The sequence below is a fragment of the Rhodoferax antarcticus ANT.BR genome, assembly GCF_001938565.1.
GTDB classification, from domain to species: Bacteria; Pseudomonadota; Gammaproteobacteria; order Burkholderiales; family Burkholderiaceae_C; genus Rhodoferax; species Rhodoferax antarcticus.
Genome location: NZ_MSYM01000013.1, coordinates 703,268 through 721,069 on the forward strand (window position 1 = coordinate 703,268; position 17,802 = coordinate 721,069).

The following is a 17,802-nucleotide window of genomic DNA, read 5'->3' on the forward strand; positions in this document are numbered from 1 at the left end:
TCCTGATTTCAAATCAGATTACAGTTGATCACCGAACCGCAGTTTTTAAAGGAACACCATGATTGCCCAAGAATTGGAAGTCAGTCTTCACATGGCGTTTGTGGAGGCGCGCCAACAGCGCCATGAATTCATCACCGTGGAGCACTTGTTGCTGGCCTTGCTGGACAACCCCAGCGCCGCCGAGGTTTTACGCGCCTGCTCCGCCAATGTGGATGACTTGCGCAAATCGCTGGTGACCTTCATCAAGGACAACACGCCCCAGGTGTCTGGCACGGATGATGTCGACACGCAGCCAACGCTGGGTTTCCAGCGCGTGATCCAGCGTGCGATCATGCATGTGCAGTCCACCGGCAGCGGTAAAAAAGAAGTGACCGGCGCTAACGTGCTGGTGGCTATTTTTGGCGAGAAAGATTCCCACGCTGTTTATTACCTGCACCAGCAGGGTGTGACGCGTCTGGATGTGGTGAATTTTATTGCCCACGGCATCAAAAAGACTGACCCGCCAGAGCCCATCAAGTCAGGTGATAGCCCGGCTGAGTCAGATGACTCGGGGTCGGAAAAGAACGACAAGGCGTCACCGCTTGAGCTGTACACGCAAAACCTCAACCAGTTGGCCAAAGACGGCAAGATTGACCCACTTATCGGTCGCGACCACGAGGTGGAGCGCGTCATTCAGATTCTGTGTCGGCGCCGCAAAAACAACCCGCTGCTGGTGGGCGAGGCCGGTGTTGGCAAAACCGCTATTGCGGAGGGTCTTGCCTGGCGCATCACGCAAAAAGACGTGCCTGACATTTTGGCTGAGTCGATTGTTTACTCACTCGACATGGGCGCCTTGCTGGCCGGCACCAAGTACCGGGGTGATTTTGAGCAGCGCCTTAAGGGTGTGCTTAAGGCCATGAAAGACAAGCCCAACATGGTTTTGTTCATCGACGAAATTCACACGTTGATTGGCGCTGGTGCAGCCTCTGGCGGCACGCTGGATGCCTCCAACTTGCTGAAGCCAGCACTGAGTTCTGGTGCGCTCAAGTGCATTGGCGCCACCACTTTCACCGAATACCGGGGTATTTTCGAGAAAGATGCTGCCTTAAGCCGCCGCTTCCAAAAAGTGGATGTGGTCGAGCCCACCGTCGAAGAGACGGTGGACATTCTCAAAGGACTCAAATCCCGCTTTGAAGAACACCACAGCGTCAAGTACGCGCTGGCTGCGTTGCAGGCAGCTGCAGAGCTGAGTGCCAAGTACATCAATGACCGCCATTTGCCTGACAAAGCGATTGACGTGATTGACGAGGCGGGCGCTGCGCAGCGCATCCTGCCTGCATCCAAGCGTAAAAAAATCATCACCAAGACCGAGGTCGAAGAGATCGTGGCCAAGATCGCCCGTATTCCGCCTGCCAATGTCTCCAACGACGATCGCGGCAAGCTGAAAACGCTGGAGCGTGACCTTCGCAATGTGGTGTTTGGTCAAGACAAGGCACTAGATATGCTGGCCTCCAGCGTCAAGATGGCGCGTTCCGGTTTGGGCAAGGGCGATAAACCGATTGGCTCCTTCCTGTTCAGTGGTCCGACCGGCGTTGGCAAGACCGAAGCGGCCAAGCAGTTGGCTTACATCATGGGCATTGAGCTGATCCGCTTTGACATGAGCGAGTACATGGAGCAGCACGCGGTGAGTCGTCTGATTGGTGCGCCTCCTGGCTACGTGGGGTTCGATCAGGGTGGACTGCTGACCGAAGCCATTACCAAAAAACCGCATTGTGTGCTGTTGCTTGATGAGATTGAAAAAGCGCACCCAGCAATTTTCAACGTGCTGTTGCAGGTGATGGATCACGGTACGCTAACTGACAACAACGGACGCAAAGCCGATTTCCGCAACGTCATCATGATCATGACGACCAATGCTGGCGCAGAGACCATGAACAAGGCTGCCATCGGCTTTACCAACCCGCGTGAAGCGGGTGATGAAATGGCCGACATCAAGCGCCTGTTTACACCGGAGTTCCGTAACCGACTGGATGCCATCGTCAGCTTCAAGGCACTGGACGAGAACGTCATTCTGCGGGTGGTGGATAAATTTCTGCTGCAGCTGGAAGCGCAACTGGCTGATAAAAAGGTTGAAGTCACGTTCACCGACAAATTGCGTAAGCATTTGGCCAAGAAGGGGTTTGATCCATTGATGGGTGCGCGCCCGATGCAGCGCCTGATTCAGGACACCATCCGGCGTGCTCTGGCGGACGAACTGCTGTTCGGGCGCTTGATGGATGGCGGCCGCTTGACGGTGGACCTAGACGAGAAAGACGACAGCAAAACCGAGGTGTTGCTGGAGATCACACCGCTGCCAAAGAAAGAGGGCAAGGCAAAGCCTGAACCGCAGGAGGCCGCGGTTAGCTAACCTTCCGCTCAACGCGAGTTCACGCAAAACCGGCAGCGCCTGTTGAAGGCGGTGCCGGTTTTTGTCTTCTAAATTTTTCCGGAATTGCCCTAAAAAAAAGGGTTGGTCTTGCGACCAACCCTTAAGGGATCCCTGAACCTGACGGCTTCGAAAGGACCCGAGGAGACAACTGTCTAAAACCCGAAGGTTTATAAATTTACAACTTCCGTAAGTATCTCAGGGTTTTCCCTTGATCCTTAGAGTAAGTTCTTTAATTGCATCTTCTGTTCACCACGAGCAAACAGGATGTCAATCAACGCTTTTTAGTCGCGGTCTTGGCAGTGTTCGCAGCAGTGTTAGACATGGCGGTGAAGTTCGACTCAGCAACGTCAGTCGCTTGTTTGACGGCTTTTTGAACCGATTCCAGAGCGTTGGTCGCTGCGGCTACTGCATTTTTCATGACAGCCACAGCGGCTTCAGAGCCTGCTGGCGCGTTTTTGGTAGCGGTGTCCATCAAGCCGGTGAACTGTTGCTGAGCTTGTGCTGCCTGGCCTTCCATGGCCTTGGTGATTTCGCTGGTGGTGCCGCTGGTGATCTCATAGAGATGACGGCTGTAGGCGGCTGTCTTTTCAGCCAGCGGTTGCATCAAACCTGATTGCAGAGCCATCAGTTCCTGGGCATCTTTCACGCTGAGCATGGCTTTGGCGTTGTCTGTGGATTCGGCCAAAGCGGCTTTGGAGGCTGCCATGTTCAGTTCAACAATCTTTTCAACGCCTTCAAAAGCCTTGGCGGTCAGGCTCAGCAAAGTTTCCATGTTGGCTTTTTGAGAGGCCATAACTTGTTCTAGGGTCATCATCATTTTCGTATCTCCATCGGTTGAATAAAAAATTGGTCTGCTCCATCGCTGAGCCTGAACTCGACGCATGTTGCAGTGCAGCATATACGGATTATAGGGATAAGATTCAACCGCGCAAGCCTAATTTGCTGCAATGCAACAAATTAGGCTGAAAGTTCTATTTCTCTGGCCCTCTGAAGTCTTAAGGCGCATAGCGAACCCGCCGATTCTGGAAGTAACCCATAACGCGCAGAAGATTTAGCGTCGACGTGGTGATGTGGTTATTCGCCGCCTCACATTCTTTGACCTGGGACCTGACAGGTACGCGCTTACCCACTGCCTGTTTCAAATTGGCGTGAGCCGCTCCTCCGGATTGGGTCTGCGGGCTTTAAGTGGGCAGATAGAAACCCTTAATATGATTTTTACGCTCAGCCACACATGCCTTCATCAGCCGTCCGCACACAATCGCATGGCGGCGGACGTGTTGGCTTCGGAGTCGAAGCGCAGATTGGGGGCGTTACCGGAGGCCGCGGGTGCACGATGCTGTGGCTAACAAAGATCATCCGCAGCTAGTCGGATAGGACATTTGTCGGGTGCACCCATGTTTGAGTCTGGGCCGGGTGTCAGACACAATCTGCGCACTGGAGACCTAACGCATGCACATTGAAGCCGTCCGTTTGATCAATTTTGGTGGTTTCCAGCAGATCAGCCTGCGCAGCTCGCGGGGGCGTTCTTTGCTGGACGTCGCGGATGGCGCGCAGGCGCTGGCGCTTGAGGCGCTTTTGAAGTTTTTGCACCAGGCGTGGTTGACCCAGCCCAGCGTAGCGCTGGAACAACTGCGCTCTGCCAGCGCACGCAGCGCTGCAAAGGAAGACCGCAGCAGCGATGTGGCGCCCGAGCCCATCACCATCCAGATCAAGTTTCGCGTTGGCGCAGACCCACGCTGCCATGCGCTGATCAGTTACGACCTGCAGATTGACCAGTCTGGTGACCAAATGAAGGTGTCGCGCGAGGTACTGGCTTACCGCCAGGGGTCCCACGGTTGCACGCAGCGACTGCTTGATGTTACCGATGGCAACGGGCGGGTGGTGACCAACGAGTTGGCGGCCACGGCGGGCGGGCAAGCGCCTCAGTATCAGCAGCTGGTTTTACCCAGCGCGGACAGCCTGGCGATTCAGAGCTTGCAGCCGCTGGCGCGCTTTCCGGCGGTGGCAGCCTTGGTGGAGGGCATTGCCAGTGCCCTTGATCATGGTGCCAAGCGCTCATTCATTAGTATTAAAAACATAGCACTTGGCGCTTATGGAACAAGGGCTAGAGCCGTAAAAAGCATCATAAAACCAACAGAATCGGCGTTGCGCTATGTGCAATGCCGCATCGTCACAAGCGGTGCCCGGCGCCGCAGCGTCAAGCGGCTGGTGGCTGCGCAGCGCTACCTGGCCCGAGTTCATATTGGTGCAGAAGTTGACCGGGCCGCGCTGCGTGCTGACAAAGCGCTGGATGAGTCTGCGTTGCCGCCGTCTGAGCAGGGCCATGACCTGCAGGTGGTGTTTTGCGCGCTGGACACGGCCAACGGCGTTGGCGGCATCGTGCCCGGGCAGGTGCAAACCATCCACCTGCCCAAAACCGGCCCGAGCAGCGTGGCCGAGTTTGCCTTTACTGCGGGGCGTGATGCGCGGGCTTTTCGGGCGCGGGTGCTCATCGTGCACCGCAACCGTATTCTGCAAACGCTGATGTTGTCTGCGCCTGATGCAGGAGCAGACTTGGCGCTGCGTCAGGAAAACACCGTGAACCCGGCGTTTGCCAGCAGCGCTTCTGAGCCCGCCGCAGACCTGGCAATCGTCATCAATGACAACCCGGCCGGTGTGCCCGGTATTACCACACTCGCCAATGGCGCGGCCTCATTCAGTGAACCAGCGGGCCTGGACGTGCTGGTCAAGACGATTGAGGCGCTGCTGTCTGGCACCAATATCAGCACCGCTGGTGACTCACTCACGCTGGATTCCCCGGCCCTGGTGGCGCTGATGGTACAGCTGGCCACGCAGGGTTATGCGCTCAAGCGCGAGCTTGGCCGCCAGATCAATCTGGGTGACTTCAACCAGGCCGCCCGCGTGCAGGTGGTGGAGGCGCGTGCCAGAGCCTACCTGCCGGTGGAGTTTGTCTACACCGGTGCGCCCCCCAACATCAACGCCAAGCTGTGCCCCAACGCGCAAAAGGCGCTATTGGCCCAGGACGCCAGCGTGCATGACCAGTGCCAGCACGTCAATGACCCGCGTTGCGTGTGCCCAGCGGCTTTTTGGGGGATGAGCAAGTGCATCGAGCGCCAGCCTTTTGGCAAGTCTGACCAGCATCTGTTTCAGGTGCCGCAGCCGGGTGCGGACAGCCTGTCGCCTTTCACGGCGGCGCTGCTGGCCGCCAGTGCACGGGTGGCCACCGAAGACCTGCAGGGCAAGGACGGCTTGCTGTCGGCTCTAAGCGCGCTCAGTTCAAAGGTGCGCCTGGTGCCCTCCTGGCAGGCGTGGCGCAAGGGCATTCTGGCCAAACCGGCGGCGTCTCTGCTGGTGCTGCTGCCGCATACCGACAACTCGCCGGACTTTCTGAACACCCCGGCGCTGGAGATTCAGAAAAAGTGGCTCACCTCGGTACAGCTGGATTCTGCTTATGTGCTCGCGCCTAACCTGGTTGGGCCGGGGCCGGTGGTGCTGTTGTTGGGCTGCAGCACAGCGCTGGCCGATGTGCCGTTTTTGAACTTTGTCCGCGAGTTCAAGGAGGCGGGTGCCTCCATCGTGCTGGGGACATTGGCCACGGTGCACGGCACCCACGCCACCCGATTTGCACGCACACTGCTCGAGAAAATCAAGGCCGCGGGCGATGGCCGCGCGTTTGATGAGATTTTGCTGGAGGTCAAGCGTGCCATGCTGGCTGCGGGCGACCCGTTTGTGCTGAGTCTGGCCGCCTACGGCCACAGTTCCTGGCGAATTCAGGCCTGATCAGCAGGAGGATATTGACCATGTTTCGTATTCATATGCTGCCTGCCGAGCACGGCGACTGTCTTTGGGTGGAATACGGCACCACCCAGCCGCCCAAGCGCATCCTGATTGACGCGGGCACCGTGGGCACTTACCCGCGCGCGCTGCTGCCAAAAATCAAGGCAGTGGTGGCTGCAGAGGGCAGTTGCCGGTTTGAGTTGTTTGTGGTGACGAATATTGATGCAGACCACATTGGCGGCGCGATCGAGTTCTTGAAGCAGGCGCCCGGCTGCGGTGTGGTGATCAAGGAGGTCTGGTTTAACGGCTACTTTCACCTTTCCAACACCGCGCCTGCGTTGCTGGGGGCCAAGCAGGGCGAAATGCTCACGCCTTTGGTGCAAAACGGCCCCTGGGTCTGGAACAAACGCTTCAAGGGGTTGGCGGTGATGGTGCCTGATGCTGGCAAGCTGCCTTCTTTCACGTTCTCAGGCATGAAGATCACGCTGCTGTCGCCAACGTTTGGCAAGCTGCAAAAGCTCAAACCCAAGTGGGAAAAAGAGGTGCGCAAAGCGGGCCTAGTGCCTGGCCATGCCTACACGATCGACGACGCGCTGCCCGGCGGCTTTCTGGGTGGCAAAGTGCAAGACTGGGCCAAAGCAAGGTTTACCGAGGACAGAACTGAGGCCAACGGCAGCAGCATCGCCTTTGTGGCCGAGTACGCTGGCAAGCGCGTACTTTTTGGCGCTGACGCCCACCCCGGCGTACTGATCAACAGCCTGCAACGTCCGCCATTCAAGGTGTCGAGCCTGCCACTGAGCGTCTTGAAGTTGCCGCACCACGGCAGCAAAAACAATGTCTCGCAGGCTTTGGTGGCCGCGTTCCCTGCTGACAATTATTTAATTTCAACCAGTGGCCAGCAATTCAATCACCCTGACCCCGAGGCCATCGCCCGCGTGTTGGTCGGGCGGCAAGCTGACCGCAAGACACTGCATTTCAATTATCCCGCCGAGGTCGGGGTGGCTAATGAACGCGGCGGCCACAGCGGTTTAGTCTGTCATTGAGGGCGAGCAGCCGGGCGCTGATCGAGCTTCTCGAAGGTGCTGCCAATCGCGCGAACGAGCTTGTTCACCGCGCCCTGGATGGCCTGATGGGCCGACCCAGCGCGATCTTTGACAACGATCGGATCGCGGCCGTTTGGCCGCGCTTCTAGGGTGCATTGAATATCGTCAGGCCCGGCCTTGTTGGCGCTGTTGACATCGGTCACGTGGGCCTCAACGCGGGTGATGCGTTCGCCGTAATGGCCCAATGCTGCCTTGACGACAGTTTCCAGATGGTCGGACATGGCTTGGCGTCCATCAATGTGGGTGTCGGTGTTGAGCAAAATTTGCATGGTTATCTCCAGATGATGTTGTTGATGAGCCGGTAGGTGTGCGACAGGGGTCAGCGTGCGCCTGGGGGATCATTTTGACCGCTATTTAAGTGTCGATTGGCGACTTCGCTTTTATCGGTCTTCAGGACGGTTCCTTTCAAGGGTTGATGACCGTCACTTACCCAGGAGAGAGGTATGGTTCGGTAAGCCACATGGAGGACCTCAATCGTCGGGGTGACGGATTGGTTCGCGCAGTTTCAACATGTTCGAGCACGCGAGTTGCCGGGTGTCGGGCGGGCGAGCGCTTCGTAACCCGACGTGACGTCAAAGAGTTCCTCGTCGATTGCGCCCTGTCGCTGGCGGTGAAAACTGCCCTGCAAATCCTCAAGCAGTCTCAGAATGTTGCGGTCGGCGCGCTCCATTGCAGCCAGTCGGCTGGCATTTTCGCTGGCCAGCGATTCGGCGCAGGCGCGAAACAGCGTGATAAACAGGTATTCGCGGATCAGCGCGCGCAAGGTCGTCGCGCCGTGGTCCATCACCTCCGGCAAGACCTTGCCGGGCCATGGCTCGGCCTCCAGGCTCTGCTGCCAGGCGGCGTCCAGCGGCAGCACGCGTTGAACGACTGGCTCGTACAGCGATGCGGCCAGCGGCCGGTTGTGGAACACATGGATCTGTCCGAGCTGATTGGGGCCGCTTTTAGCAAGGCGCGTCTCGCTGTCGATCTGGATCTGCGCGACAAGCAGCGCGATAGCTTCAACCGAAGCAGGCACGTCATACACACCGCGAACGTCCAATCGCAGATCCTTCAGCCGTGATTCGACCCGTTCGCCGACGGCCCAGACTTGGGCGCGACCGGGCAGGGTGGCCAGGGTGCTGGCGGCGTGGTCGGCGATGACGTCGTTGAAGGGTCCGATGAGCCCTTGGTCTGAGCCGAAAACGATGGCGCCAATCGGGTCCGACGCCTTCGCGGACACGCGCCGCTCGGGCGGGACTGTGGGGTCCACCTGGGCTTGTCGAAAACATTCCCCCAAGCCGAGTGAGACCATACGGTCGTAGTCGGCGAGCGCAACCACCGATCGCTCGTATTCGCCGATGCTCGAAGCGGCTACCGCTTTCATGGTGCGCACCACGGCATGCAGGTCGTCGGCACCGGTGATCTGGCGGCGCAGGGCCGCGAGGCTGTCGCTCATTGAGCGTCCATTGGCGCTTCGCGCTCATGGATAAGCGCTTTAAGGCGACTATGAGTGCTCATGAGGAAGCCTTAGTTACAGGCTCGGCGTTGGGCATCGGCAAAAATGTTTTCAGCGCTGCCGCCGCGAGATCGGTGACGGCTTGACGATCTTCGTCGTTCAGCCTGTCCTTGCCGAGCAAGCGCTCATGCAACGCTGCGTCCAGTTGGGCAGCAGCGTCCTGAACCGCACGTTGCGCTTCGGCCATGCGCGGCAAGGGCACGGTGTCGAACAGGTCAGCCGTCAGCGCAAGCAAGACGGCGATCTGCCCCGGCACGGCCACAGGGGCAAACTGTGGTTGTTTCAGGCAGGCGCGAATACGCTGGCCGTGGGCGATGGTCTTTCGGGTCGCATCGTCGAGCCGCGCGCCGAAGCGGGAAAAGTTCTCGAGCTCCTCGAACTGTGCATAGGCCAGCTTCAGGTCGCCGGCCACCGCGCGGAACGGGCCACGCTGCGCCTTGCCGCCGACCCGCGACACTGACTTGCCCACGTCCACTGCGGGCAGCACACCCAAGTCGAACAGCGAGGGCGAGAGGTAAATCTGACCGTCGGTGATCGATATCAGGTTGGTCGGGATGTAAGCGGAGATGTCTTCGGCTTCGGTTTCGATGATGGGCAGCGCAGTGAGCGAGCCACCGCCGCGCTCTTTGCACAAATGGGTTGAGCGTTCGAGCAGGCGTGAGTGGATATAGAAGATATCGCCAGGGTACGCCTCGCGCCCTGGCGGGCGGCGCAGCAGCAGTGACAGCTCGCGGTAGGCGCGCGCGTGCTGCGTTAAATCGTCGTAGACGATCAGCACGTCGCGGCCAGCTTCCATGAAATATTCGGCGATGCTGGTGGCCGCATAAGGCGTGATGTAGGCCAGTCCGGGCGGTTGATTGCCTTCAGTGACAACGACGACGGTGTAGTCCATGGCGCCCTTGTCGCGCAGCGTTGCCACCGCCTTGGCCACCGCTGAGGCACGCTGGCCGATGGCGCAGTAGACGCAGATGACGTCTTGCCCGCGTTGGTTCAGGATGGCGTCAAGCGCGATGGCGGTCTTGCCGGTCTGGCGGTCGCCCAGTATCAGCTCGCGCTGGCCGCGGCCAATGGGGATCAGTGCGTCGATGACCTTCAGCCCGGTCTGCAGCGGTACGTCAACCGGCGAGCGGTCCATGATGGCGGCAGCAGGCCGCTCGATTGGCAGCCGAGCTATGGCATTGACCGGGCCAAGGCCGTCGAGCGGACGGCCCAGCGGGTCGACGACGCGCCCGAGCAGCTCAGCGCCCACAGCGACGTCCATCACGCGGCCGGTGCGGCGCACCTCGTTGCCGGCTTGCAGGTTCCAGTACTCACCGAGCAGCACCACGCCAAGTTCGTGCTCGTCGACGTTGAAAGCGATGCCAGCCAGGCCGCCGGGGAATATCAGCAGTTCATCAAAACCGGCGCCGGGCAAGCCGCTGACATGGGCGATGCCGGTGGTGACTTGCGTGATGGTGCCAACCTCGCGCGGTACCAGCATCGGCGTGAATGCAGCGCGGCCCTGCGCCAGCGCGGCGAAGCCACGATCAAGCGCCTTGGCGGCAAAGTCGCCGTCGGCTGGGGTCTGCAACGGGCCTGCGGCTGCGTTCATGCGGCGGCTTCGCTGTGAGGCGCTGGTGTGGCGCCGGGCCGCGGCGCATCGGGGCTCTCCGGCGATGCTGGCGGTGCCAGTAGCTCGGCCACGCCGTGCTCAAGATCGCGCAGGTACTCAGTGATGGTCCAGGCGAGCTTCTGCCCACCGGCACTGAGCTCAATGCCGCAGACGGTATCGGCCGCGGTCTCAAAGCGCAGCGGCACTTCGGCTGAGAAGGCAACGTTGATCGCGTTTTGTACTGCCGCCTGCTGATCGGCGGGGAGGTCGAAGTGGCTGCGCACCCGGGCGGGTGCGGTGCTTTGCTTGAGCGCCGCGCCGAGCTGGTCTTTGGCGGGGGCGGCGAGTTCACCCAGGCGTTGGGTGAAGACCTTGACCATGCGTTCTTCCAGACTGACGTTGGCCAGATCGGTTAAGGTCTTGCGCGCTACGGCAAAGACCTCCTGCGCAGCACGACCGGCAATGAGTTGCTGCAGGTGTTGGGCCTGCGTGGCGAGGGCTTGTTGGCGCTGTGCTGCCAGCGCCAGTGCGGCTGTCTGCGCCTCGTCGGCGAGTTGCTGAGCCTGGGCTTTGGCGCTCGCGGTGGCTTTCTCCAGCAGGCTGGCACGCTGCTGGTCGAAGGCGGTGTTTTTGTCCTTGAAGGCCTGGCGTTCGGCCGTGGCTTGCCTTTCCTTGGCTGCGGCGTCCGCGATCTGGTCGGCAATGCGTTTTTCACGCGCTGCGATGGCGTTGAGCACTGGCTGGTAGAGAAAACGCTTCATCAACCAGACCAGCACGACGAAGTTGAGCACTTGCGCGCCGACGGTGAACCAGTCGATCAACATGGCTTACTTGCCCACTGCAGCTGCAGCCTGGGCGATGGCCGCGTTCCAGAATGGGTTGGCGAAGATCAGGATCATCGACACCACGAAGCAGTAGATGGCTGTCGACTCAATCATTGCCAAGCCGACGAAGAGTGTGCGCGTGATGGTTGCCGAGGCGTCGGGTTGTTGGGCCAGCGCTGTCAGCGCAGTCGCCACTGCGCGGCCCTCGGCTAGCGCCGGACCCATGGTGCCGAAACCGGTGGTGATGCCGGCCATGATGATCGAGATCGCCGCGATGATGGTCAGACTGTCCATGGGGTGTTCCTTTTTTTGGGTTTAGGTTGTGGCGGAAGCAGCTTTTTTGGGCACTGGTGCTGACCGCGTGGCGGCAGCGAGGTAGACCGCGGCCAAGATGCTGAAAATGTAGGCTTGGACCATGCCGGTCAGCAGGCCGAGCAGTGTCATGACGATGGGGAAAAGAAAAGGCGTAATGATCAGCAAGATACCGACGATCATCCCGCCGCTCATCATGTTGCCGAACAAACGCACCGCCAGCGCCAGGGTGCGCGAGATTTCGCTGATCAGGTTGAAAGGCAACATGATGAATGTCGGCTCAAGATACGACTTCAGATAACCCCGCAGGCCCTGCTCGCGGATACCAAAAAAAGGCACTGCGACAAACACACACAGCGCCAGCGCGACGGTGGTCGACAGCGATCCGGTCGGCGGCTCATAACCCGGCACGATGGTGGCGAGTGCTGCTGCGGCGACGAACAGGAACAGTGTGCCGAGGAAGGCCAGGTAACGCTCCGGCCGCTCCAGACCCACCTCGCGGATTTGCGCCACGATGGTGGTGACGATGATCTCCAGCAGGTTCTGCCAGCGTGAACGCTGGTGTTCGGTTGAAAGGCCGCGGGTGATCAGCATCGAGCCAACCACCAGCACCGCCATCAAGGCCCAGGTGAAGACAATGGTGCCATTGAGTTTGAATAGCCCGTACTGCCAGAACAGCAGCTGATCAGGGCCCAGGCGCATGGCAGCTCTCCACGCTGATCACCGGCGAAGCGGTAGTGGCGGGCGCAGTGACCCGCACGACGAGTTGTCGGGCGGCCCAGAAGCCGAGCAGGCACACCAGCAACCGCTGCCAATCGCCCGCGCCCACCAGCAAAAAGACGGCTACGGTGACACCCGAGCGCAAGATCAGACTCGATACAAACCACAACGCGGGCCGTGGCGAAGCCAGCGCTCGGCGCAAGGTCCACCAAAGCCCGCCAAAAAAGAGCAGCCCAGCCAGGCCACCGGCCAAGCTAGCAAGGATTAGTACAAATACGATATTCATGGCTGTTCAGTCTTGTCTGGGTCGGTTTCGTGTATTTCTTTATCTTGCTGTGACACCCAGTGCCAGGCGTTGGCGCAGCCAAGTACCAGGCCGGCCATCAGCAGCGTCAGCGTCCATGGGTGCGCCCCGGGGTGCTTCGCGTCGAGCCATATCCCCAGCCCTGCGCCCAGCAGTGTCGGCACCACCACCGACCAGCCGATCAGGCCCATGGTTCCCAGGCCCGACCACAGCCCTGGTGTGCGGTCACGGCGCGCATGCACCTTGCGTGCGGCTTTGTTGCCGACCTGCTCAGCCAGGCGGTCTGGGGGTGTTGGCTCACTCATTTTTGAACCTCGCAAAACGGTTGACGAAATTGCTTTCGAGCTTGCGCGTGGCCTCGCGGGCACTTTGTTGAATGTCATCGAGCGTCAGGTAATCGCGTTGCACGGCTTCACGCAGTTGCTCCAGGTTGGTGCCCCGTGTGGCGCGTCGCACGACCACCCACACCTCATTACCGATCTTGGTCAGCAAGCCTTCGTCGATAGCCACAAAGACCTCGCCGTCGGCATCGCTTTGGTAGGTCAGGATGCCCGGCACCAGAGCGGCGACGCAGTCGCGCCGACGTGGCAACAGGCCGAACGAGCCGTCGTGCGTCTCGGCAACGATGCGCGACACGTCGGTCTGATCGGCGAAGACGCGAAACGGCAGCAAAACTTTAAGTCGCATGAGCCACCTCCGGCTAAGCGGTTGCGCCGGGCGCGTCAGCACCGGTCTTGTCTGCTGCACGCTTGCTACTGGCCTTGGCACCAACTTTCACCTCGGAGATCGGGCCGATCATGTACAGCGCGCTCTCTGGCAGGTCCTTGAATTCGTCGCGCAGGATGCGTTCGCAACCATCGAGTGCATCGGCTAGGCTGACCAGCTTGCCTTGCAGGCCGGTGAACTGCTCGGTGGTGAAAAAAGGCTGCGTCAGAAAGCGCTCAAGCCGGCGCGCCCTGGCCACGACAGCACGGTCAGCCGGCGACAGCTGTTCCAGGCCAAGCATGGCGATGATGTCTTTCAGGTCGGCGTATTGCGCCAGCGTGCGCCGGATCTCCTGCGCCAGCGCGTAGTGGTGCTCGCCAACGATGCCTGGCGTGGCCATCTTCGAGTTCGATTGCAGCGGGTCGATGGCCGGAAACAGGCCCTCGCCTGCGCGCTTTCGCGACAGCACGATCGACGCAGACAGGTGCGAAAAGGTGTGCACGGCCGCCGGGTCGGTGAAGTCGTCGGCCGGCACGTAGACCGCCTGGATTGAGGTGATCGCGCCGCTGTTGGTGTTGGCAATGCGCTCTTCCAGAGCCGACAACTCGGTGCCCATGGTGGGCTGGTAGCCCAGGCGCGAGGGCATCTGCCCCATCAGGCCCGAGACCTCGGAGCCGGCCTGAATGAAGCGAAAGATGTTGTCAATGAGCAGCAGCACGTCGCGCTGCTCGTCGTCGCGGAAGTATTCGGCCATCGTCAGCGCCGCCTGACCCACGCGAAAACGCGCACCCGGCGGCTCGTTCATCTGGCCAAAAACCATCACCATGTTTTCCAGCACACCGGCCTCTTTCATCTCGGCGTAAAGGTCTTGGCCTTCGCGGCAGCGTTCCCCGATACCGCAGAAGATGCTGACACCCTTGTTAGCGCTCTCATGCTTGCCGACCATGTTGTGGATCATCTCGGTCAGCAGCACCGTCTTGCCCACGCCCGCACCACCAAACAAGCCCGCCTTGCCGCCTGTTTCCAGCGGCACCAGCACGTCGATCATCTTGATGCCGGTCTCAAACATCACCGACTTGGTCGAGCGGTGAGTCAACGGCGGCGGTTGGCGATGCACTGACCGCCATGAGACGTCCTTCGGCGCGTCTTGGCGGTCGATGGCCTGGCCGAAAACATCGAACATGCGCGACAGAATGGCCGGTCCGACGGGCGCCATCAGAGGTCCGCCAGTGTCCGTTACCAGCATGCCGCGCGCCAATCCCTGCGTAGGCGTTAGCGCAATACCGCGCACGTGGCGGGCGTCAGTCTGGGTTAACACCTCGAATGCCACCGCGCCGTCAGGGCCGGCGCGCAGCAAGGTGCGGATGGGAGGCAGGCGGCTGTCAAAGCGTGCGTCAATAACGCTGCCGCGCACTGCCGCCACAACGCCGGTTCTGGGTTCGGTGGGTTGGTGAGGCATGGTCTTATTGGCCTCGTGCTGGTTGATTTTTTCCATACTAGATGAGTCGCGCCTCTCGGGCGGTTGCCGAAGCGTTCGCCACATTGATCTGCTCCTTCGAGTACGAGCGTGTCTAGGTGCCCCCGCGCGCTCAGCGCGGTCCATCGGCTGGACGCCTGTGTCTGTGTTAAGTGACTATGGCGCAGGAGTTTGCCGAAGTCTGTTCGCTAGCCCACACTTCGCATTTAAGCTGCTGTTATCCGTTGGTAAAACAGTGCCCTGCGGGTACTGGTGGCCGCCTTTAGCGTCGACAATGTTTTGATTTGCCCCATGACCAGTCACTCATACCCCCGCCCCAAAGCCATCGCGGGCAGGGCGCAAGGCTTACCGCAAGATGCTGCATTTCAATGATCCCACCGTGAGGCAAGCTTGGCTGTGACAGATTCTTTGACCGACGTAGAGGCTGCCGAGCCTACTAATGCCGCTTTGGCCAAGGTGTCGCTGGCGGCTTTCGACCAGATGGTGGCCAGCAGCCCGGGCTTTCGCTCGCGCCCTGGCCAGCGTGAGATGGCCGAGCGCATTGCCACCGAGTTGCATAACATCACTTTGGGGGATCAAGCTGACCCGACCCAGGCGGTCACCGTCATCCAGGCGGGTACTGGTGTGGGTAAGTCCGCGGCCTACCTGTCCACCACAGTGGCTTTGGCAATGGCGCGTAAAACCCGCGTGGTGATCTCGACTGCCACTGTGGCGCTGCAGGAGCAGCTGATGACCAAAGACTTGCCAGCGCTGGCAGCGGTGCTGGACACCCCGTTTGTTTATGCGCTGGCCAAAGGTCGGGGCCGCTACGTCTGCAAGTTGAAGCTGGAGCGCCTGGCCGGATCTGGCGATGAGGACAGCAGCGAGCTCTTTGGTGTGGACGAAGACACGCCACCACCGCCCACCGCCTTTGCCAAACAGCTCAAGGGGCAGGATTGGCAAGACCCCGAAGAGCGCCGCATGGTTCTGTATGACACCCTGGCCAACGCGCTGGCTGCTGGCCAGTGGGATGGCGACCGCGACAGCCTGAGTGAGCAGCCTGACCCACGCGACTGGTCTACGGTGGCCGCCGAACGCCACACCTGCACCGCGCGGCATTGCCCGCTGTTTCGCAACTGCAGTTACTACAACGCGCGCACGCTGCTGGCGCAGGCGCAAGTGATCGTGGCGAATCATGACTTGGTGCTGGCCTCGCTGGGGATGAAGGCGCTGCCGGACCTGGACAACTGCCTGGTGGTGTTTGACGAAGGCCACCACCTGCCCGCTGTGGCGCTGGACCAGTTTTCCGGTGCGATGGATCTGACCGGCCTGCGCTGGCTCGACAAGCTGCCCAAAATTCTGCATGAGGTGGCTGAAAAAATGGGGGTAGCGGTGGCGCAGGATGTGACCACCCTGGCCCAGCAGCTCAAAACCGCGCTGCTGGACGCTGGACGCATCGCCATGGACTTGCTCCGTGGGGTAACCGCCAGCTACGACATCGTGCACCGATTTCCCGATGGTGTGTTGCCTGAAGCTTTTATTGAGCCGATGACGCTGATCCACGGCCACGCCAGCGGCTTGTCAGAGGTGCTGGAAGCGCTGGGCGCCGAGCTCAAAGCCCGCGCCAAGGAAGACCCTTCCCAAGCGGCGCAAAACTCGGTGCAGTACGCCCAGCTGGGCCAGCTGGCCCCGAAGATCAACAGCGTGGTGGGCACCAGCGCCATGCTGTTAGCGCACGAGGCACAGCCGATGGCCAAGTGGCTCAGGTCCGATACCAGTTCGGGCCTGGTTTCTCTAAGCGCGCATGCCTGCCCGATCGTGCCGGGTGACTTGCTGCGCCGGCACCTGTGGAACCAGGTGCGGGGTGCAGTGGTGACATCTGCATCGCTCACCAGCTGCGGCAGTTTTGACTATTTTCTGAGTGAAACCGGGCTGGACCAGCTGGCGCATGTGTCCACGCTAGCGGTGGACAGCCCATTTGACTACCGCACCCAAGGTGAGTTGGTGGTCGTGGAGACCGTGGCCGACCCGCGTCATGTGGAAAGTTTCACGCGCGAGATGGTGGCTGCTTTGCTGGCAGATCTGCGGCTGGTGGCGCACGGGGCGCTGGTGCTGTTCACTTCGCGCGTTCAGATGAAGGCTGCGGTGGACGCGCTTGACGCAGCACTGCTCGGCGTGGTGCTGGTGCAGGGCCAGTTGTCCCGCGCACGTTTGTTGGGCACTCATACCGCGCGCATAGAGTCCGGCCAGCCCTCGGTGATCTTTGGCATGCAGTCCTTTGGCGAGGGGTTGGACTTGCCGGGGCAGCTGTGCGAGGCGGTGTTTATTACCAAGTTGCCATTCGCGTCTCCGTCTGATCCGGTAGCGCAGGCGCGCGCCGAATGGCTCAAGCGCGAAGGACGTGACCCGTTTTCCGAGCTGGTGGTGCCCGCCACTGGCATCCGTCTGCTGCAGTGGACTGGCCGCGCCATCCGCACCGAAGACGATCAAGCGCGGGTGGTGTGTTACGACAAGCGGCTGCTGAGCCAGCCTTATGGAAGGCGCATGTTGCAGGGTTTGCCGCCGTATGCGGTGCTACGCCGGGTGCGCGGGCAGACGCTGTCGGTGCTGGGGCTGGTTTGAAGGCGGTGGGCGCCAGGGACGCAAGCTGGTTGTGTTGTATCAAAAAGGTAAAGTTGCTTGCAATGCGGCTTGGCTACCCCAATTGACCCGTTCATAAGGAGTGATGTTTTGAGTGATGTGATATTGAAGTTGCTGGGATTGGTGCTGCGCGTGGGCCTGCTGCTGGCCGGATTGGTGTTTTTTGCCAGCTTGATGGTGGCCGGTTTGCTGGTGCTGCTGGTGTGGCTGGTGCGTGCGTTGTGGGCCAAACTGACGGGTCAACCGGTGAGTCCGTGGACGTTTCAGATGAACCGCCAGGCTAACTGGCAGCGTTTTTACCAGCAAGCCCAGGGTCAGCGGGGGCGAGCAGCGGACGCAGACAATGTGGTGGATGCCGAGGTGACAGACGTAACGGATGTGACCGTCGTCACCGATGTGGAGCCCAAGCGCACCACCCCGCGTTGATCCGGACGTCTGGCTGCGCGACCCTGATACCGGGGTTCT

The 17,802-nt window shown here is 60.5% G+C and carries 16 protein-coding genes; 5 read left to right on the forward strand and 11 right to left on the reverse strand.

Annotated features, from left to right (window positions below):
- The first annotated feature begins 58 nt into the window (after window positions 1–58).
- Complete coding sequence (gene clpA, locus BLL52_RS12130; RefSeq protein ID WP_075586878.1) at window positions 59–2,386, forward strand: ATP-dependent Clp protease ATP-binding subunit ClpA; 2,328 nt, start codon at window positions 59–61, stop codon at window positions 2,384–2,386.
- 292 nt (window positions 2,387–2,678) lie between these two features.
- On the opposite strand, the gene BLL52_RS12135 is transcribed toward clpA, so the two are convergent.
- Window positions 2,679–3,224: a phasin family protein gene (locus tag BLL52_RS12135; RefSeq protein ID WP_075586879.1), complete on the reverse strand. Its 546-nt coding sequence runs from the start codon at window positions 3,222–3,224 to the stop codon at window positions 2,679–2,681.
- Between the two features lie 632 nt (window positions 3,225–3,856).
- Between BLL52_RS12135 and BLL52_RS12140 the strand changes: the two genes are divergently transcribed.
- Both BLL52_RS12140 and BLL52_RS12145 read left to right on the forward strand, forming a co-directional pair.
- Window positions 3,857–6,187, forward strand: a complete 2,331-nt coding sequence (locus tag BLL52_RS12140) for a hypothetical protein (protein ID WP_075586880.1) — start codon at window positions 3,857–3,859, stop codon at window positions 6,185–6,187.
- A gap of 20 nt (window positions 6,188–6,207) precedes the next feature.
- Entirely contained in the window at window positions 6,208–7,227 is a 1,020-nt protein-coding gene (locus BLL52_RS12145) for a ComEC/Rec2 family competence protein (protein ID WP_139313378.1), read from the forward strand.
- On the opposite strand, the gene BLL52_RS12150 is transcribed toward BLL52_RS12145, so the two are convergent.
- The 10 genes from BLL52_RS12150 to atpD form a co-directional block, all read right to left on the reverse strand.
- Entirely contained in the window at window positions 7,221–7,556 is a 336-nt protein-coding gene (locus BLL52_RS12150) for an HPF/RaiA family ribosome-associated protein (RefSeq protein ID WP_075586882.1), read from the reverse strand. The genes BLL52_RS12145 and BLL52_RS12150 overlap by 7 nt on opposite strands.
- A 236-nt stretch (window positions 7,557–7,792) precedes the next feature.
- Complete coding sequence (locus tag BLL52_RS12155; protein WP_075586883.1) at window positions 7,793–8,725, reverse strand: F0F1 ATP synthase subunit gamma; 933 nt, start codon at window positions 8,723–8,725, stop codon at window positions 7,793–7,795.
- A gap of 58 nt (window positions 8,726–8,783) precedes the next feature.
- Complete coding sequence (locus tag BLL52_RS12160; RefSeq protein ID WP_075586884.1) at window positions 8,784–10,376, reverse strand: alternate F1F0 ATPase, F1 subunit alpha; 1,593 nt, start codon at window positions 10,374–10,376, stop codon at window positions 8,784–8,786.
- Window positions 10,373–11,200, reverse strand: a complete 828-nt coding sequence (locus tag BLL52_RS12165) for a F0F1 ATP synthase subunit B family protein (RefSeq protein ID WP_075586885.1) — start codon at window positions 11,198–11,200, stop codon at window positions 10,373–10,375. Before BLL52_RS12165 ends, BLL52_RS12160 begins: the two co-directional genes overlap by 4 nt.
- 3 nt (window positions 11,201–11,203) lie before the next feature.
- Entirely contained in the window at window positions 11,204–11,494 is a 291-nt protein-coding gene (locus BLL52_RS12170) for a F0F1 ATP synthase subunit C (protein ID WP_075586886.1), read from the reverse strand.
- Between the two features lie 21 nt (window positions 11,495–11,515).
- Window positions 11,516–12,214, reverse strand: a complete 699-nt coding sequence (locus BLL52_RS12175) for a F0F1 ATP synthase subunit A (protein ID WP_075586887.1) — start codon at window positions 12,212–12,214, stop codon at window positions 11,516–11,518.
- The gene (locus BLL52_RS12180; protein ID WP_075586888.1) at window positions 12,198–12,518 is read right to left on the reverse strand and encodes an ATP synthase subunit I; all 321 of its coding nucleotides are present in this window, start codon (window positions 12,516–12,518) and stop codon (window positions 12,198–12,200) included. Before BLL52_RS12180 ends, BLL52_RS12175 begins: the two co-directional genes overlap by 17 nt.
- Window positions 12,515–12,841 carry an AtpZ/AtpI family protein gene (locus tag BLL52_RS12185; protein WP_075586889.1) on the reverse strand — a complete coding sequence of 109 codons (327 nt, stop codon included), beginning with the start codon at window positions 12,839–12,841 and terminating at the stop codon, window positions 12,515–12,517. The genes BLL52_RS12180 and BLL52_RS12185 overlap by 4 nt, the downstream gene beginning before the upstream one ends.
- Entirely contained in the window at window positions 12,834–13,223 is a 390-nt protein-coding gene (locus tag BLL52_RS12190; protein WP_075586890.1) for a F0F1 ATP synthase subunit epsilon, read from the reverse strand. The genes BLL52_RS12185 and BLL52_RS12190 overlap by 8 nt, the downstream gene beginning before the upstream one ends.
- A gap of 13 nt (window positions 13,224–13,236) precedes the next feature.
- Window positions 13,237–14,700 (reverse strand): F0F1 ATP synthase subunit beta, encoded by a 1,464-nt coding sequence (gene atpD / locus BLL52_RS12195; RefSeq protein WP_075587237.1) that lies wholly within the window; start codon window positions 14,698–14,700, stop codon window positions 13,237–13,239.
- A gap of 414 nt (window positions 14,701–15,114) precedes the next feature.
- Here atpD and dinG point away from each other — a divergent pair, with 414 nt between their 5' ends.
- Both dinG and BLL52_RS12205 read left to right on the forward strand, forming a co-directional pair.
- Window positions 15,115–17,319: an ATP-dependent DNA helicase DinG gene (dinG, locus tag BLL52_RS12200; RefSeq protein WP_075587238.1), complete on the forward strand. Its 2,205-nt coding sequence runs from the start codon at window positions 15,115–15,117 to the stop codon at window positions 17,317–17,319.
- A 108-nt stretch (window positions 17,320–17,427) separates the two neighbouring features.
- Window positions 17,428–17,763: a hypothetical protein gene (locus BLL52_RS12205; RefSeq protein ID WP_075586891.1), complete on the forward strand. Its 336-nt coding sequence runs from the start codon at window positions 17,428–17,430 to the stop codon at window positions 17,761–17,763.
- Window positions 17,764–17,802 lie beyond the last annotated feature (39 nt).